The sequence below is a fragment of the Marinobacter sp. SS8-8 genome (assembly GCF_030540945.1).
Lineage (GTDB): Bacteria > Pseudomonadota > Gammaproteobacteria > Pseudomonadales > Oleiphilaceae > Marinobacter.
Genome location: NZ_JASSVN010000032.1, coordinates 1 through 16,960 on the forward strand (window position 1 = coordinate 1; position 16,960 = coordinate 16,960).

Consider the following 16,960-nt stretch of genomic DNA (forward strand, 5'->3'; position numbering starts at 1 on the left):
ATTGTTTACCGGTAACTGCGACGTTTACAGAAGTTACCAGCACTATTGAAATCATTTTTTAGGCATCCTGACCTGGCTTACATATTAAATTAATGTTCGCTTACTTTATTTCGGATTAGTACCTCAGCGTTAGGCGGGAAGGGAGTCGTAAGCCATGAGCGAATACAACCTAGAATTTGCTGAGGCCATGGCCGAGTCGAGAGGCCTTATTCTCCGCAGCGACTCCCTGCCTGAGGAGGGCCAGCGAGCCGCTTTGTACACGGCATTGGTTGCGTGCGAGATAGCATTGAAATACGCATTAGCTCAGGCAGGAGTATCGGTCCCCAAAACCCACGACCTTTCAAAGCTGATTGGGCTCGTGTCTGATTGCTCCGTTGAGGAGCAAATTGCAAAGGGCGTTATCAAGCGCGTCCCTGCAAGCCGCATTCGGGGTATTCCCGCAAGCAAGGATTATGGTGACGCAACACTGGGTAAATTGCTCGAAGCAGAGGAATTTGGGGCATCCAAGTTCCCGAATGAAATTCGGTACGGCCATACGCTAAAACATTTTCCGGCATCGGTTATGCAGCAGGCCAGTCTTCAACTTATTTCTTGGGTTCGGCGTCATGCCCCGAGTATTCAAGCCTAACAAGGCGCAGCAGTTCGCGGCCGATGGCCGCCGGACGCCCCTGTGCTCAGCGTTAAAGGCCTGGCTCCAGTGTTCTTGGGTTTGGTGTTTGGTGTCGGTTCCGGTGTTTGGCCTCGCAAGTAAACAGCCCCCCGGTTCGGCTAAGGTTTTAGCCGCTCTTTCGGTGTTCAGGTCGCGGGGCAATCCGGCGCATTCATTGGTCAGCTTCCGTTCATTTGGTGTTCTGGTTCCTGGCGCCATGGGTCAGCCTGGTGCAAGGTATCGGGAGTGGGCATTCAGCATTGGGTGCCAAAATAAGTAATCGGGTGAACGGCCCTTAACCAGGCGCATCAATACGCGGCCTGCGGCCGCCGGACGCCCTTGTCAGGGCGCCGTTGTGCGCGGCGTTACAGCGACTCAATGGAGCTGGGGTTGACAGGGTGAGGTTGCGATCCTTTCCAGCTTTCAATAATATTCCGTGCTAAATTGAAAAAGGAGTTTTCAATGATCTATCGTTCGGTAGTTTTTTTTCTGCTTTTTTGTCTGTCTCTCAATTCTGCCTTAGGCAATGAGGCTATAAAGGTTCAGTATGAGAAAAAGAATTACGGGCCAACCTTAATTTTAGCCTCTGGCCTCGTCGGTCGCTTAAATGTTCCGGTTGCTGAATTAGAAAGTGCAAAAATAATTCCAGGCGCTGGCATAACTGTGATGCTCCCCGACCGCTCGTATTTTTCCCTTGAAATTTTGACAAGCGAAGACTTCGGTTATGAAGGAGTCGATATTCGTGGTTGGCCTTTGTATTTATTTGGCATCAAAGAAAGTGGGTCTGAGCCAGAAAGTTATATATCTGAATTAAAAAAATCTAAGAAGTTTGTTATTGATATCGATATATCTCCCGATGAGGTTAGAGTTTTTGACACTTCCAGTGGAGCAGGATACTGGGCATTTGGAAAGAAAAAATCCTTTATCGTCCTTGTTGACGAAGATAACTCGCATCAAATTCTAGTGATAAAAACGGAAAGTCTTTCGGAAGAAAGGATTGAAAGACTTATAATCAATGGAGTGATTTAAAAAGTCGTTGTCTAATTCGGAAAAAGAAGATCTTCTCAACATTATTGAAGTATTGTTTGGCCATGATTCTGAAATTGCACGGTTAAAAGACTCATTCAACGTGAGGACGATTGAAGCTGTCGAAGAAGCCCTTGAAACATTAGTTCGGTGCAATGCCAACATGCGTTCTTTGGTTGTAGGACTGATCGGTGGTGCTGGCCTTTTTGTAAGGGGGTGGCTGCGACAGATTCTCTCAAAATTGAGGAGTGAGCTTGAATCAAAGCGTATAAAGTTTGACGGATTAGCTTGTAAAGTCGTTATGGCATACAACTGGAGATCAGCGATAATTATTTCGACGCACTAAGCGCAAGTGCTGCGGTCGCTGTAACAAGGCAATCAAATTCGTTCCGGCCTACGGCCTCCACCGGACGCCCTTGTCAGGGCGCCGTTGTGCGCGGCGTTAGTACCTCAAGTCCGACGGTTGTCGTTCACATCATCCGAAAGCCAAGCCTTGATCAGCGATTGATAGGGCATATCCCGTTTGTTGGCTTCGATTTTGATCCGATCAAGCAGGGTTTCCGGCAACCGGAGTGAGATCGTCTTGGTAGAGGGTTTCAGTTTCGGGAACGAAGCAGGCTTGGCCTGACTCCAGTCCAGGTAGTCGGTGGAATCGTGAGTTTCCCAAAATTCCCGCTCTTCTGCTTCAGTTTTGAACTCAGGCATCTTTTTTAGTTTGCTCATAAACAGCCCTCTCTTTTCGGTGCATGTTGCGAGCTGAAATCACCCGAATCAGCGTGCCGTTCTGCCTCAGTGTGAATGTGATGTGGAGTAATCTCTCATCATCGGTTTCACCAAGGGCATGAAAACGGGCCTCAGCCTGGCTGTGTTTGGAGTCTTCCAGCACCAGAAGCGGCTCATTAAAGAAAATTTTTTCCGCTTCGGACTGGCTGACGCCATGCTTCTCCGCGTTCTTTCGAGAGTTGCCTTCGTCCCAGTCAAAGCCAGTAACTTGTGCCCAATTGATCATAAAAGTATATTATCAGCATATACGCAGGCGTCAACAAGTGCTAACCAATGCAGGCACGGCGACGCCCTTTACATTGCGCCTTCGGCTCCATTTCAAGGGCGCGCATGCTGCAGGCTGCCAACCATGCTACACTCACGGGTTTTGAGCCATTTTTAATCACGGGTAGCCAGGAAGCTACTTTTTACTGAAAGGAACTCTGAACATGAGTAATCTGATTGCCGCCTGCGTAGGCGACATGCACGTTTGCCCGATCAAAGGGCACGGCTCCTCTCCCATCATGCCAAACGGCTCCAGCATCCTTGTTGAAGGTAAACCCATTGCCCGGGTGGGCGATGTCACCGGTTGCGGTGCCGTCATTACCCAAGGCTACCCGTTGGCGTTGGCCGATGGTATGCCGGTGGTGTACCTTGGCAGCCCTTCCAGTCACGGTGGTTCGATTGTCAGCGGTAATCCACGAGTGATTTTGGGTGTCGCCACTAACACGGCACCGGTTGTGGACTTCGCCATGGCTGGCGCACTGGATGACAAAGGCCAGCTTACTCCGGCCGCCAAAGAGTTGCTGGACGAAGATCCGCAGGAATTTGTTCGCAAGGCTGCCCAGAAAGGTGCCTTGATTGATGAGGGCCTACCAGAGCAGTCACAGGATCATGCCTCCGAAGAAGAGGAGCGTTTTAAAGTCCGGGTAGAGGCTGGCATCTTTTTCGATGGTACCGGTAATAACCGCGACAATACCCAAGCCTATCAGCGACAAATGGACGAATGCCTGACGGCCAATGCTGCCGGGGATATATCGGAAGTGGAATGCAGCAGTGAACTGTCGCAGATCATGGAGGGCAGCTACCTTAACGCAGAAACGAATGTCTCCAAGCTGGAGAACCTTTATCAGCGAGAACGAGGTGAGAGCAAGACCGGCGAAAAGGTTTACCGGCTATCAACCTATGTATCCGGGGTTGGCACTAAGTCCGGGAAGCCGGACGATGGTCCCAGTATGGGGCTTGGCTTGGGCGAACAAGGAATACTCAAAAAGATCGAAGAAGGTTGCGGTGACCTGACTGTTGAAATTGGCGATTTTGTCAACGATTCAATCAACGAGCTGGTGCTTGATGTATTTGGCTTCAGCCGAGGAGCGGCCACAGCCCGACACTTTGTCAGCCGGGAGGTGCATGACACAACGGGCTCCTTGTATGGTGAATACAAAGGGGCTTTAGTCAGAGCATTCGAGCGGGAGGGCATCCCTTGGCCCGAGAAGGTTACCGTTCGCTTTGTCGGCTTGTTCGACACCGTTGCGGGGATTGCTGATTTGGGCAATCTGGACTTGTCGGCACACGATGTTGAGACCGGACGTATCAACGTTAACCTACGGCCGGAGGATGCCGAACGGGTCGTCCAGTTTGCCGCACGGGATGAGCGCCGGCACAACTTCTCACTCAACAGCCTCCGGGGTGAGTCCGGCAATCTGCCGGACCACTTCAGCGAATGGGTACTGCCTGGTGCCCACTCCGATATTGGTGGTGGTTACCCGGATCGCTTTCACGAGCGTGTTGAGGTTCGTATTCCACTGGTGGTGAGAGGGAAAGACCGTCGCAATCCCGAAGCTAGTTTTGAATTTTCACGCATGCTACAGGACCGTGCGTTGATCAAAAACGAAGGCTGGATCGGGCCACTGAACCCACTCGCCACATTGGATATCGAGCAGGAGCGCCCACCCGGTTTGCCGGGCAGAGACATCACGCTTCGTCTTTGGCTGGACCGCGAGGTTCGTGGCGAATACTCCCGTATTCCGCTCTATCTAATGCACAAGTTGGCAGTGGATGCTGGTGTGCCTTTCCAATCTATCAACCCAGAAGTAGAGGGCCTTTCTTTACCGCAAGAATTAATGACTGTGGCCAGAAACCTTGCCGCCCACGTTTGGCATGGCAGTGACTTACTGATGACCCAAGAGTCCAGAGCTTTGCTGAAGCAGCGATACATCCACCATTCGGACCACTATCTGAAGCTTGGGCCGATTTATCCCTTTAAACCGGCCAAATATGGCAAACGGGCCGTCCATCCCAATGAAGGGCAGTGGATCGAGGGGCAATATAATGAGTATTAAACATCTAGCGGTCACTCTCTGTTTGTTGGTGCTTCTTGGGTGTTCGGAGCAAACCGAGTCTGCAGGGTCAGTGCATGGCTCAAATTCTACTTATCGAAGTATAGGCGTCGTTGCTCCCGAACACTACGATGTCTGGGTGGATAAGTTCTTTATCGAATCGCTGTCCGAAAATGTTGGGTGGCGCCGACCTTTTGGATTTGTCTCTTGTTGCTGGAAAAGTCCCCCACTCTCCCGCGCGGAGTGGCAAACAACTCCCGAGCTGTTCCTAATTCGCTGGTTTTCGTTCGCAGAGCAACAGTCTTACGAGGCTGTGATCAAACTGGATAAACCTCATGAGATTGCAGACCAAATGAAGGAGGTGGCTCCCTTTGAGCGCTACGGTGAGATCGTTGAGCGCCCACGTTACAACCTTGTTTTTGGTCTTGCACCGGGTGGCACAGTAGTTCTGTGGATAATGAACCGGGCGGAAAATGCCATCGAAGTAGGCCGTTACAAGGCGAAGCCGTTCAACAACGAGAAATCAGACTACTCTCAATGGGTAGATGAATATCTGGAGAAAGAAGGCCAATATCTTCGAAAAAACGGGATCAAACTAGATGGCTGGTAGGTATATAGTATTACAGTTTGGGTTGTATATGCCGGTCCAAATGCGCGGTTATTTGTCGCTGCCCTGCATAAGAGGCCTGGCGCTCCCTCTTTGCTGATGGCACAACTCACAACCCATCTTGTCGTCCGGGCACACCCTGGACGGGGTGACTTTTCATCAGAATATCGGTAGGGATGGTCGTACCGAGGAGAACGGGCATCGCTCCAGCCAAGATGTGAGAGTCTACCTGACGCCATGCCCCAAACCGTGCTTACGCACAGCCAGTTCATGATCACACCGGAACGGGTTAAATACCAGCCCTTATCGGCCTGGACCACCGATGAATCCCAGTGCCCGACTCTATCAGTGCGCCCGCTGCCATTGCCAGGTGATCCTCTGCCGCCACTGTGATCGGGGGCAGGTCTATTGCGCTGACGGCTGCGCCGATCTTGCCCGTACCGTTTCACAGCAACGGGCGGCCCGTCGCTACCGCTTAACCCGCCGTGGCCGGTTCAATAACGCCCAGCGCCAGCGTCGCTTCCGAGCACGCCAACGACAAAAAGTAACGCATCACGGTTCCCCGCCGCCGATCCGTCTTGCTCTACTGTCTCCTATGTTGAGCCAGCTGGCCCTGCACCGGGAACACCTCAAAAAGCACACCGAATCCGTCCTGGTCTGCCATGTTTGCCACTGCGAATGCGATCCCTTCCTTCGGCGCGACTTCCTGCGACCCCCGGAACGGGGCAAACCCGATCAAAGGTGGTGATGACCGCCACGGCTTGAAGGAGCAGAGCCTTGAGTAATGATCCCGAACGCGACACCAAGATTCTGCGTTACCACCTGGTGGAACACTGGGGCGTGCATACCATCGCCGCCCAGTTGGGTATCCATCACTCCACCGTTGATCGCGTACTTTCCCGGGCCGGCCTGCCCAAAGCGGAACGTGCCCGACAGGCTTCCATCGTCGATCCCTACATCCCCTTCATTCTGGACACCCTGGCGCAGTACCCCCGGCTCACCGCGGCCCGGCTGTATGGCATGCTGCAAGCGTTAAAGGCCTTACTCCGGTGCTTTTTGGTTTAGTGTTTGGGCGCGGTTTCGGTGGTTGCCGGCAGGCAGAAAACCGCCTTCAGTCTGGCAAGGGTGTTGGCGGCCAATCGGGAGTTCAGGTCGCGGGGCAATCCGGCGTATTCATCGGGTGGTTTTCACGCATTCGGTGTTCTGGTTCCTGGCGCCATGGGTCAGCCTGGTGCAAGGTGTCGGGAGTGGGCATTCGACTTTGGATGCCCAAATAAGTAATCGGGTGAACGGCCCTTAACCAGGCGCATCAATACGCGGCCTGCGGCCGCCGGACGCCCTTGTCAGGGCGCCGTTGTGCGCAGCGTTATGTGGTGCCAACCATGCTAAACTCACGGGTTTTGAACGATGTTTAATCACGGGTAGCCAGGACGCTACTCACCAAAGAAAGGAACTCTCACCATGAGCAATCTGATTGCCGCCTGCGTTGGCGACATGCACGTTTGCCCGATCAAAGGGCACGGCTCCTCTCCCATCATGCCAAACGGCTCCAGCATCCTTGTTGAAGGTAAACCCATTGCCCGGGTGGGCGATGTTACCGGTTGCGGTGCGGTTATTACCCAGGGCTACCCGCTGGCGCTGGCCGATGGTATGCCGGTGGCCTACCTTGGCAGCCCCACGAGTCATGGCGGTTCTATTGTTAGCGGCAATCAACGAGTAATACTGGGTGTTGCCACAACCACAGCACCTGTAGTCGATTTTGCCATGGCTGGCGCACTGGATGATAAAGGCCAGCTTACTCCGGCCGCCAAAGAGTTGCTGGACAAAGATCCACAGGAGTTTGTGCGCAAAGCAGCGCAGAAAGGAGCGTTAATTGACGAAGGCTTGCCTGACGAATCCCAGAATGACTCGCCCGAAGAAGAGGCGCGTTCCAAAGTCCGGGTAGAGGCAGGATTCTTTTTTGATGGCACAGGTAACAACCGAAACAACACTCAAGCCTATCAAAAGCAGGTAGATGAATGCCTGACGGCAAATGCTGCCGGGGCCATGTCAGAAGAAGATTGCAGTAGTGAAGTGTCGCAGATTATGGAGGGTAGTTACCTCAACGCTGAAACCAATGTTTCCAAGCTGGAGCGTATGTATCAGCAGGGCCAACTCCAGAGTGACGAATGGGAACAAGTTCACCGCATTTCAACTTACGTTTCAGGTGTAGGTACAAAGTCCGGCGAATCAGACGACGGCCCTAGCATGGGGCTTGGCCTTGGTGAGCAAGGGATACTCAAAAAAATTGACGAAGGCTGCAGTTACTTTCTCTTTCAACTAAAGCGTAACGTTACTGATCGAATCGATGAATTGGTTCTCGATGTGTTTGGCTTTAGTCGTGGAGCTGCTACAGCCCGACACTTTATTAGCCGGGAGGTAAACGATGAAAACAGGGCTTTGGCCAAAGCCTTCAAGCAAGCGGGTTTTCCATGGCCGAAGAAGATCACCGTTCGCTTTCTGGGCCTGTTCGATACCGTTGCGGGAATTGCCGATCTTGGCAATCTGGACTTCTCTGCACATGATTCAGAAACCGGACGCATTAACGTCAACCTGAGACCGGAAGATTCTGAAAGGGTTGTCCAGTTTGCGGCGCGGGATGAGCGTCGCCACAATTTTTCACTGAACAGCCTGCGGGATGAGTCCGGCAACCTGCCGGACCATTTCAGCGAGTGGGTGTTGCCGGGGGCTCATTCCGATATCGGTGGGGGTTACTCGGATCGTTTTCATGAACGGGTCGAAGTCCATCCACCGTTGGTGGTCAAAGGGAAAGACCGCCGCAATCCGCAAGCGAGCTTCGAATTTTCGCGCATGTTGCAGGAGCGGGCACTGATTAAAAGTGAGTGCTGGATTGGGTCACTGAATCCGCTGGCCACACTGGAGATTGAGCAGGAGCGTCCACCCGGTTTGCCCGGCGGTGACATTACGCTACGTCTTTGGCTGGACCGGGAGGTTCGGGGCGAATACTCCCGGATTCCGCTGTACCTGATGCACAAGCTGGCGGTGGACGCGGGTGTGCCCTTCCAGTCCATAAACCCAGAAGTAGAAGGCCTCTCAATACCGCAAGAATTAATGACCGTTGCCAGAAATCTGGCCGCCCATGTCTGGCATGGCAGCGACCTACTGATGACCCCAGAATCCCGGGCGTTGCTTAAGCAACGATACATTCACCATTCGGATCATTACTTGAAGCTTGGGCCGCTTTATCCCTTTAAACCAGCCAAATACGGCAAACGCGCCGTGCATCTAAATAAAGGACAGTGGATTGAGGGCCAATATCATGAGTATTAAACATCTAGCGGTCAGCCTCTATGTTTTGGTGCTTCTGGGGTGTTCGGAACAAGTAGGTTCCGAAGGGCCTCAGAATGGTCCTGAGTCCACATATAGAAGTATCGCTGTTGTGGTACCCCAGCATTACGATGCGTGGGTCAATACGTTGATTTTTGAATCTCGTTCCGAAGACATTGGCTGGAGAGCTCCAATTGGAGTAATCACTTGTTGCTGGAGAGAGTCGTCGGGGAAGCATGCTGAGTGGCAAGCTATGCCAGAACTGGTGTTGATCAAGTGGTTTTCCTTTGCCGAACAGCAATCCTATGAAGCTCTGATTCACCTGAAAAACGCTGACGAAATCGAAGAAAAGATGAAGGAAATTGCACCTTTTGAGAGCTTTGGAGAGATAGCGGAATACCCTCGGGACACCCTGGTTTTTGGACTGGCGCCGGGCGGGACCGTTGTAGTGTGGATTATGAATCGGAGCGAGAATGCGATTGAGGTTGGGCGTTACATAGCTAAGCCGTTTAACAACGAGAAGTCAGACTATTCTCAATGGGTAGATGAATATCTGGAAAAAGAAGGCGAATATCTTCGGGAAAATGGGATCAAGCTGGATGGCTGGTAGATGCATGTCCTGATAGCTTGGGAGTCAGGCATCACATAACCAAGCCATGCACTGGATGCCAAACCCTCCGCTTCGCTCCGGTTTTGCCACCGGTGATGGCGGGCGTTATTTGCGACATGAAGTTGCATAAGTATATGTTGTAATTCGAGTTATTTTCGTAGTTGTTGGCTCTGCGCACCATTGGCCCACCCAACAGAGAAGTACTCGAAAGCGCAACCTGGTGTTCTACCACCAGTATCCTACCCACCATGCGAAACGGATTTGGTATGAAGCGTTGGGGACAATGAACCCTGTTAAGAGGAACCGTGAGGGGAATCAGAACTGCCAGTGCCAGGCGGTCGGGGGCTAGGATGGAGCGATAGGATGAACGTAAGTGAAGAATCGTTGACGTTCCGTGAGATGCCAGATCTGCCAAAGGCGCTGACAGGCAGTCACCAAAAGGTAAGCAATCTCGGTCGTCGCCTTGATAACGTGGGCGGCGCGTAGACACCGCATTGCCGGGATACAGATTCCATCTACGTCGCTCGTAAAGGTGCTTATGCAGAACATGGCAATGTCGTAGAGCCTTCAGGGAGGAGGAAGGTAACCCGTAAGGGAGCCGGTGACTCTGCGTCGATGAGATGGGGGAAAAAGCGAAGGGTTTCCTGTAATGGGAGGCATACGGATTCGAACTTTGTCCGGCACGAAAGTGAGCCCACGTCCCCTCGGTGCTTTGTTGCGAGAGAGCTGACAGAATCGATTTCATGAAGGAACGACAAATGATCGCCGCCACGGCGAGTGCACCTTCAACCGACGCCCAACGCTGGCAGTCCATAGACTGGCCGGCGATGGAAAAGCGCGTGTATCGACTGCAAGTGCGTATCGCAAAATCTATCCGCGAGCAGCGGTGGGGTAAGGCGCGAGCCCTGCAACATCTGCTATCGCGCTCGTTTGCGGCAAAGCTGATCGCCGTCAGACGGGTCATATCCAATAAAGGAAGCCGCACGGCAGGTGTTGACGGAGAGCGGTGGACCGCTCCCGGGCAATACTGGCGGGCGGCGCAACAACTAAGGACAGCCGGTTATCAGGCGCAACCACTGCGCCGGATCTATATCCCGAAAAAGAACGGTGACCGCCGTCCTTTGGGGATACCCACCCTTCATGACCGGGCGATGCAAGCCCTCTATGCTCTTGGGCTTAACCCCATTGCGGAAACCACGGGGGACAAACACTCTTACGGTTTCAGGGAAAAACGCAGCCTGCACGATGCTTGCAAACAGGGCTTCATTGTACTGGCCCAGAAAACCGCGGCCCAGTGGGTTCTGGAGGCAGACATCAAAGCCTGCTTCGACCGCATCAGTCATGACTGGTTGTTGACGCATATCCCGCTGCCCAGGCGGGTGTTAGGGCAGTGGCTTAAATCGGGGTACTTGGACAAGGAAGCACGCTACGAGACGGAAGACGGCACCCCGCAAGGTGGCATTATCTCGCCCACCCTCTGCAACATGACACTGGATGGCCTGGAAGATCTGGTTGTGCCGGCGTCCCGCAGTCAGGGGCGCAGCAAACTGCATATCATTCGATATGCGGACGACTTTATCATCACCGGGACCACCCCCGCCATTCTGGAGCACGAAGTCCGGCCCAAGGTCGAGCGCTTTCTGGCGGAGCGTGGGCTACAGTTGTCAGTAGAGAAAACACGTTTAAGTCATATTGATCAGGGTTTCAACTTTCTGGGCTTTCACTTCAAGAAGTACCGGAAAACCCTGCTGATCCAGCCCGAGGACGGCAAGACCGGAGAAGTGCTGGCGAAAGTGCGAGGGGTGTTAAAGAAATACCGAGGCATCCCCTTCCATGCTCTGCTGGCCAAACTCAATGCCGTGATCCGGGGCTGGGCCTATGCGTACCGACACGTGGTAGCGAAACAACGCCTGAGTTACGTCGATGACAGGATCTACCCACTGGTGAAAAAGTGGCTACAACGGGAACACCGATCCAAGACGTGGGCATGGATAAGGAAACGCTACCGGGGTTGCTTCAAGGGTCGCATAGAGTACGGGTGCCACTACCCGACAACATCGGGCATGAAACTCATACGCTTGTTCAAGGCTGGAGACTTACCGATCCGGTATCACAGCAAAGTTCGCAGTGACGCCAATCCTTATGACCTGGCCGACAGCGACTACTATAAGGCGAGAACCGCAAGGCAGCGAATGCACGCGCGCCGGGACCGAGTCTTCTTGAACAGCTCGTCCTACGAGAAACTGGCCGCCTGAATGGATGCGTTACTGGATGTGAATAGGTGGGTCGCCTGGGCGGCCTTTAAAGGGCTTGAGCTGTATGATGGGAAACTATCACGTACAGTTCTTATGGGGCGAAGGGCCGGAAGGCCCTTAGCTACCAGGTGGCTTACTGCGTCCCAGCCAATAGCCAGGTTTTCGGGAGTGATGAGCAACGGCAATGACTACAGTTTCATCTGGTAGCTCAATGGCGACTATGTCGTATGGGAAGCGCTCCAGAATTAGGCGCCTTGCACCGGTATTGCCGGTTTCTTCGGGGAGAGGTGATAAAGGGAGGAAGTTTTCTTCAATAACGTCAATGGCTGCATCAACGGCAGCGAAAAACTCGGCTCCGAGTCCAGGCTGCTCATATTCATACCATGCTGCTGCCTCTATCGCTTCCTGCGAGGCATCTTCCAGTATCCTTACCGTTCGCACTGTTACTGGCCCAACCTCGCTCTCATCTTTGATCGAAATTCTTCACGGCTGAGCAGCGTGGCTTTCCCGCTTTTGACATTGGACACACGGCGAACAATTTCATCGTTCCATGCCTGTTCGACCGAGTCGTCACGGGGGCCGTCCAGACTCATTATGAGTTCGCGAGCCAGCGCTGCACGTTCCGACTCGGAGAGAGTCGAAATCTGGGAGCGTAGGTGGTCTAATGTTTCGGTAGTCATGGAGCCTCCGCAAATGACGATACGATTATGCTATCCCTATTCAAAGGCCCTAACAAGGCCAGGCACGGCGACGGCTACTAAATTGCGGCTTCGCCTACATTCCGTAGCCGCGCATGCTGGCTGGCGTTAAAGGCTTGGCTCCGGTGTTCTTGGGTTTGGTGTTTGGGCGCGGTTTGGGTGGTTGCCGGCAGGCAGAAAACTGCCTTCAGTCTGGCAAGGGTGTTGGCGGCCAATCGGGAGTTCAGGTCGCGGGGCAATCCGGCGTATTCATTGGTCAGCTTCCGTCCATTCGGTGTTCTGGTTTCATTGAACCACTACAAAGGGCCGCAAGGCCCTTAGCTACCAGGTGGGTATTGGTCATCGTAAATCTCATCGAGTTCATTTCTGGAGTTACCTAGGCCGTCTTGGTAGACTTTTTTCGGCACAGGAAGATGCCGAAGAGCCATTGCAAAAAGGAGAAGGGAATGCAATCAGATGACAGGGAATACGTAGCTGCTGTAATCAATTTTTTCTGGCAAGGTTTGGCACAGTCTCACTCAGTGAACGAGAATTCAGCAAAAGTAATGTATGAAGCCCTCACAGAGGCGCAGTCATGTACTGCTTCCATAGATTTAGTTCCAAGACCGACTTGCACGCCAAGTATTAATTACATAATCAAAGAAATAGTAAAAATTGGACAGCGCATAACTTCCGGAGATACCTCTTTGTACAATATGTGCCGGGATCAAGTCGCGGCGAATTATAAGACTCATATTCGCGCAGCATTGTGGGGGCTTTAATATGAAAACACTGCTTGTTTTTGCGATTATGTCAATTATTCCTCTTTCTTTATCAGCGAATGGAAATTATTTGCGTATAGTTTACGGAGAACTCGATTTCTATATCCCTAATAATCCTAGCGTCATTGGTTATCTTGGAACAGATAGCGAAATTCTAATTGCAAAATATAGTGACGAGCCTGGCAAGAGTATTGTTGGCTTTAGTTTAGATAAGGATGTAAATACTGGTGGCTGTGGTCCGAGGTTTTTTTTTAAATCTGTGCTAAGCAAAAGTGCATCTGAATGTGACGTAGAGGCGGTTGAGTCTTTTCGGTACGTTTTTATGAAAAACAGAGATTCGGGAACTTGGTCAAGTGGTAATAAGGAAATTTTCTATTTTATCGGGCCGGATAAATCTACGGTATTTTTAGTAGAGGAAGGTGCCGACAATAAAACATATAAAATAGAGTCAAATTTTTTAAGTAAAAAGGGAATCAAAAAAATATTCGCCAGTCATCTTTAATTCTCCCGAATCTGGTTGCGGTTATCACTCTAAAGCCCATAACCAGTGCAGGCACGGCGACGCCCTTTATATTGCGCCTTCGGCTCCATTTCAAGGGCGCCGTTGTGCGCGGCGTTATGTGGTGCCAACCATGCTAAAATCCCGGATTTTGAGCAATGTTTAATTACATGTAGCCAGGAAGCTACTTTTGGCTGAAAGGAACTCTGACCATGAGTAATCTCATTGCCGCCTGCGTTGGCGACATGCACGTTTGCCCGATCAAAGGGCACGGCTCCTCCCCCATCATGCCCAACGGCTCCAGTATTCTTGTTGAAGGCAAACCCATAGCCCGGGTGGGCGATGTCACCGGCTGTGGTGCGGTTATTACCCAGGGCTACCCGCTGGCGCTGGCCGATGGTATGCCGGTGGCCTACCTTGGCAGCCCCACCAGTCACGGTGGTTCTATTGTCAGCGGTAATCCAAGGGTGATTCTGGGTGTTGCCACCAACACCGCACCGGTTGTGGATTTTGCCATGGCCGGTGCGCTGGACGACAAAGGCCAGCTTACCCCTGCCGCCAGGGAATTGCTGGACAAAGACCCGCAGGAGTTTGTGCGCAAAGCTGCTCAAAAAGGCGCGTTGATTGACGAAGGCTTGCCGGACGAGTCTGCGGATGACTCCCCCGAAGAAGAGGATCATCCCAAAGTCCGGGTTGAGGCTGGCATCTTTTTCGATGGCACCGGTAATAACCGCGACAACACCCAGGCCTATCAGCGACAAATGGACGAATGCCTGACGGCCAATGCCGCCGGAGCCATCTCGGAAGAAGAGTGCAGCAGCGAACTGTCGCAGATTTTGGAGGGCAGTTACCTTAATGCAGAAACCAATATCTCCAAGTTGGAGCGAATGTATCAGAAGGGCCAGTTCCAGAGTGATGAGTGGGGTCAAGTACGCAAGACTTCCATTTATGTTGCGGGTGTAGGCACCAAGTCAGGAGAGCCGGACGACGGACCCAGTATGGGCCTAGGCCTCGGCGAGCACGGCATATTAAAGAAAGTCGATCAGGGGAGCGACGATCTGGTAAATGAAATTATCTGGCTCGTCAGTGATCCCATCGACGAACTGGTTCTTGATGTTTTCGGCTTCAGCCGTGGCGCAGCCACCGCCCGGCATTTTGTCAGCCGGGAAGTTCGTGACACGACGGGTTCTCTATACGGTGAATACAAAGGGGCTCTAGTCAAAGCATTCGAGCGGCAAGGCATACCCTGGCCTAAAAAAGTTACGGTTCGCTTTGTCGGCCTGTTCGACACCGTTGCGGGGATTGCTGAGCTCGGCAACCTGGATTTTTCTGCCCATGATGCCGAAACCGGGCGCATTAACGTTAACCTGCGGTCGGAGGATGCCGAACGGGTCGTCCAGTTTGCCGCACGGGATGAGCGCCGACACAATTTTTCACTGAACAGCCTGCGGGGTGAATCCGGCAATTTGCCTGATCATTTCAGCGAATGGGTGCTTCCGGGGGTTCACTCCGATATTGGCGGTGGTTACCCGGACCGCTTACGGGAACGGGTTGAAGTTCGCCCGCCCTTGATTGTCAAAGGAAAGGACCGCCGTCATCCCGAAGCCAGTTTCGAATTCTCCCGCATGTTGCAGGAACGGGCGCTGATTAAAAACGAAGGTTGGATCGGGTCACTGAACCCATTTGCCACACTTGAAGTTGAAAAGGAGCGCCCACGTGGTTTGCCTGGTGGCGACATCACGCTGCGCCTTTGGCTGGATCGTGAGGTGTGTGGGGAATACTCTCGTATTCCGCTGTACCTGATGCACAAGTTGGCGGTGGATGCGCGTGTGCCATTCGATCCTATACCCACGGAAAATCCTCAACTGGTGTTACCACCGGAATTAATGACCATCGGCAGAAATCTCGCGGCCCACGTCTGGCATGACAGCTCGCTATTGATGAGTCCGGAATCCAAAGCCTTACTGAAACAGCGGTACATCCATCACTCCGATCACTACCTGAAGCTTGGCCCTTTATACCCTTTCAAGCCCGGCAAGTATGGTCGCCGAACCGTCCATCCGAACAAAGGGCGATGGGTTGACGGAGAATACCATGAGTATTAAAGCGTTTTTCGTCAGCGTCTGTGTTCTCGTCCTTACGGGATGCCCGGACCATAACGAACCAGAAAGGCCAAGGTATGGCCCGGACCCTGCCTACCGAAGTATCTCTGTGGTTGTACCTCAACATTATGATGCGTGGGTTGAGACCTTTATCCTGGAATCGGTGTCTGGTGAAATCGGTTGGCGGGCACCCATCGGGAGCGTCTCCTGTTGTTGGAAGGAACCCTCTGGAGGGAATGCGGAATGGCAGGCAATGCCGGGGCTGGTGCTTATCAAGTGGTTCTCGTTTGCTGAGCAGCAATCATACCGGGCGTTGATCAAACTGGAGAATGCCCGCGAGATTGAAGAAAAAATGAAGGAGATCGCCCCAATTGAGCGATATGGCAAAATCTTTGAAATGCCTCGTAACGACCTTACGTTTGGTCTGGCACCCGGGGGCACGGTGGTTGTCTGGATCATGAACGGGGCGGAAAATGCGATTGAGGTGGGGCGCTATTCGGCTCGAAAAATAGAAACACACCCCGAGCATTATCATGAGATTACCGAAAGATATCAACGCGACAGTCAGGAGTACATAGATAAGCACGGTATACCAGTGGATGACTGGTAGCTGTCGTGATTAGAAATTGGGAGTAAGTCACCACATAACCCATATGAGCCTTCTCGGAATCAACAGGCAATAATCATTTTTTTGGCCGCGCCAGCGGCCAACCTAAATCCATGAGCAAGAACGCCTGCTTCGTCAGTCTCGCGGGGCTGTCAGGCACTCACAGCAAACACATATAGGGGCTCTCTTACGTGGCTTTAGGCCACAGCCTGACCAGTCGTTCCTTCGGTCGATCAGGGGCACCAGACATTCATCGGTTAACCGGTCACTGGCACTATTCAAGGGTCTGGCTGCATAGCTCCAGTTAGGGTCAGGCTCAGGACCGGTGTAAGCGCACTGGCTCATGGTATTAAGGCACGCCCACGGGGTGGCTAATCAAAGCGACTGGCTTCAACGGCGGTGATAGAAGGCCGGTTCGGTATCGAGTACCAGTCAGCGGACTCCCGGCTTTCGGTCATCATCCTGTTTGATCCAGTTAGACGTCATGCTCACCCCGTGGCGTGACTAACCCTTCAGGAATCGTTGTTCATCGAACACCCTCTGATGCTTGAGCATGAAGTAGGCCGCCCTTCCCAGCTTGTGGGCAAGTGCAGACAGGGCCTTGGCCTTGTTCATACGTTTCTGGAGTTTCTGCAAATAGCGTTGGGCCTTGTCATTGCCCCGCAGATAGAGCACGGCTGCCTCTGAGAAGGCCCATTTCAGATGGGCGTTGCCGATC

General features: G+C 52.6%; 17 protein-coding genes and 2 pseudogenes. 14 read left to right on the forward strand and 5 right to left on the reverse strand.

Annotation, left to right across the window (positions count from 1 at the left end):
* Positions 1 to 154: 154 nt before the first annotated feature.
* Both QPL96_RS18700 and QPL96_RS18705 read left to right on the forward strand, forming a co-directional pair.
* The gene (locus tag QPL96_RS18700) at positions 155 to 628 is read left to right on the forward strand and encodes a HEPN domain-containing protein (RefSeq protein WP_303288802.1); all 474 of its coding nucleotides are present in this window, start codon (positions 155 to 157) and stop codon (positions 626 to 628) included.
* Positions 629 to 1,111: 483 nt separating this feature from the next.
* Complete coding sequence (locus tag QPL96_RS18705) at positions 1,112 to 1,678, forward strand: hypothetical protein (protein ID WP_303288803.1); 567 nt, start codon at positions 1,112 to 1,114, stop codon at positions 1,676 to 1,678.
* A gap of 447 nt (positions 1,679 to 2,125) precedes the next feature.
* On the opposite strand, the gene QPL96_RS18710 is transcribed toward QPL96_RS18705, so the two are convergent.
* On the reverse strand, positions 2,126 to 2,398 hold the full coding sequence (locus QPL96_RS18710) for a BrnA antitoxin family protein (RefSeq protein ID WP_303288804.1): 273 nt from the start codon (positions 2,396 to 2,398) through the stop codon (positions 2,126 to 2,128).
* On the reverse strand, positions 2,373 to 2,684 hold the full coding sequence (locus QPL96_RS18715; protein ID WP_303288805.1) for a BrnT family toxin: 312 nt from the start codon (positions 2,682 to 2,684) through the stop codon (positions 2,373 to 2,375). The genes QPL96_RS18710 and QPL96_RS18715 overlap by 26 nt, the downstream gene beginning before the upstream one ends.
* A gap of 202 nt (positions 2,685 to 2,886) precedes the next feature.
* Here QPL96_RS18715 and QPL96_RS18720 point away from each other — a divergent pair, with 202 nt between their 5' ends.
* From QPL96_RS18720 to ltrA, 8 genes and pseudogenes are all read left to right on the forward strand, one after another.
* Positions 2,887 to 4,779, forward strand: coding sequence for a DUF2235 domain-containing protein (locus QPL96_RS18720; protein ID WP_303288806.1), 1,893 nt, complete (start codon positions 2,887 to 2,889; stop codon positions 4,777 to 4,779).
* Positions 4,769 to 5,386, forward strand: coding sequence for a DUF2931 family protein (locus QPL96_RS18725; RefSeq protein WP_303288807.1), 618 nt, complete (start codon positions 4,769 to 4,771; stop codon positions 5,384 to 5,386). The genes QPL96_RS18720 and QPL96_RS18725 overlap by 11 nt, the downstream gene beginning before the upstream one ends.
* 774 nt (positions 5,387 to 6,160) lie before the next feature.
* A complete protein-coding gene (locus QPL96_RS18730; protein ID WP_303288808.1) occupies positions 6,161 to 6,448 on the forward strand; it encodes a hypothetical protein in 288 nt (95 codons plus the stop codon).
* Between the two features lie 390 nt (positions 6,449 to 6,838).
* A pseudogene (locus QPL96_RS18735) lies at positions 6,839 to 6,988 on the forward strand (PAAR domain-containing protein); the annotation flags it as partial.
* Between the two features lie 159 nt (positions 6,989 to 7,147).
* Entirely contained in the window at positions 7,148 to 8,713 is a 1,566-nt protein-coding gene (locus QPL96_RS18740; protein ID WP_303288816.1) for a DUF2235 domain-containing protein, read from the forward strand.
* Positions 8,703 to 9,320 (forward strand): DUF2931 family protein, encoded by a 618-nt coding sequence (locus QPL96_RS18745; protein ID WP_303288809.1) that lies wholly within the window; start codon positions 8,703 to 8,705, stop codon positions 9,318 to 9,320. The genes QPL96_RS18740 and QPL96_RS18745 overlap by 11 nt, the downstream gene beginning before the upstream one ends.
* A gap of 363 nt (positions 9,321 to 9,683) precedes the next feature.
* Positions 9,684 to 9,806 (forward strand): hypothetical protein, encoded by a 123-nt coding sequence (locus QPL96_RS18750; protein ID WP_264756443.1) that lies wholly within the window; start codon positions 9,684 to 9,686, stop codon positions 9,804 to 9,806.
* Between the two features lie 257 nt (positions 9,807 to 10,063).
* Positions 10,064 to 11,575, forward strand: coding sequence for a group II intron reverse transcriptase/maturase (gene ltrA, locus QPL96_RS18755; RefSeq protein ID WP_303288810.1), 1,512 nt, complete (start codon positions 10,064 to 10,066; stop codon positions 11,573 to 11,575).
* Between the two features lie 117 nt (positions 11,576 to 11,692).
* Here ltrA and QPL96_RS18760 read toward each other — a convergent pair whose 3' ends face one another.
* Positions 11,693 to 12,016 (reverse strand): type II toxin-antitoxin system RelE/ParE family toxin, encoded by a 324-nt coding sequence (locus tag QPL96_RS18760; protein ID WP_303288811.1) that lies wholly within the window; start codon positions 12,014 to 12,016, stop codon positions 11,693 to 11,695.
* A 2-nt stretch (positions 12,017 to 12,018) separates the two neighbouring features.
* A complete protein-coding gene (locus QPL96_RS18765) occupies positions 12,019 to 12,255 on the reverse strand; it encodes an addiction module protein (RefSeq protein ID WP_044630802.1) in 237 nt (78 codons plus the stop codon).
* A 464-nt stretch (positions 12,256 to 12,719) separates the two neighbouring features.
* Between QPL96_RS18765 and QPL96_RS18770 the strand changes: the two genes are divergently transcribed.
* The 4 genes from QPL96_RS18770 to QPL96_RS18785 all read left to right on the forward strand — a co-directional run bounded on the left by QPL96_RS18770 (position 12,720) and on the right by QPL96_RS18785 (position 16,245).
* Positions 12,720 to 13,034: a hypothetical protein gene (locus QPL96_RS18770; protein ID WP_303288812.1), complete on the forward strand. Its 315-nt coding sequence runs from the start codon at positions 12,720 to 12,722 to the stop codon at positions 13,032 to 13,034.
* 1 nt (position 13,035) lies between these two features.
* Positions 13,036 to 13,536, forward strand: coding sequence for a hypothetical protein (locus QPL96_RS18775; RefSeq protein WP_303288813.1), 501 nt, complete (start codon positions 13,036 to 13,038; stop codon positions 13,534 to 13,536).
* A gap of 209 nt (positions 13,537 to 13,745) precedes the next feature.
* Positions 13,746 to 15,638 (forward strand): DUF2235 domain-containing protein, encoded by a 1,893-nt coding sequence (locus QPL96_RS18780; RefSeq protein ID WP_303288814.1) that lies wholly within the window; start codon positions 13,746 to 13,748, stop codon positions 15,636 to 15,638.
* The gene (locus QPL96_RS18785) at positions 15,628 to 16,245 is read left to right on the forward strand and encodes a DUF2931 family protein (RefSeq protein WP_303288815.1); all 618 of its coding nucleotides are present in this window, start codon (positions 15,628 to 15,630) and stop codon (positions 16,243 to 16,245) included. The genes QPL96_RS18780 and QPL96_RS18785 overlap by 11 nt, the downstream gene beginning before the upstream one ends.
* Positions 16,246 to 16,746: 501 nt before the next feature.
* On the opposite strand, the pseudogene QPL96_RS18790 reads toward QPL96_RS18785, so the two are convergent.
* Positions 16,747 to 16,960, reverse strand: a pseudogene (locus QPL96_RS18790) (IS110 family transposase); the annotation flags it as partial.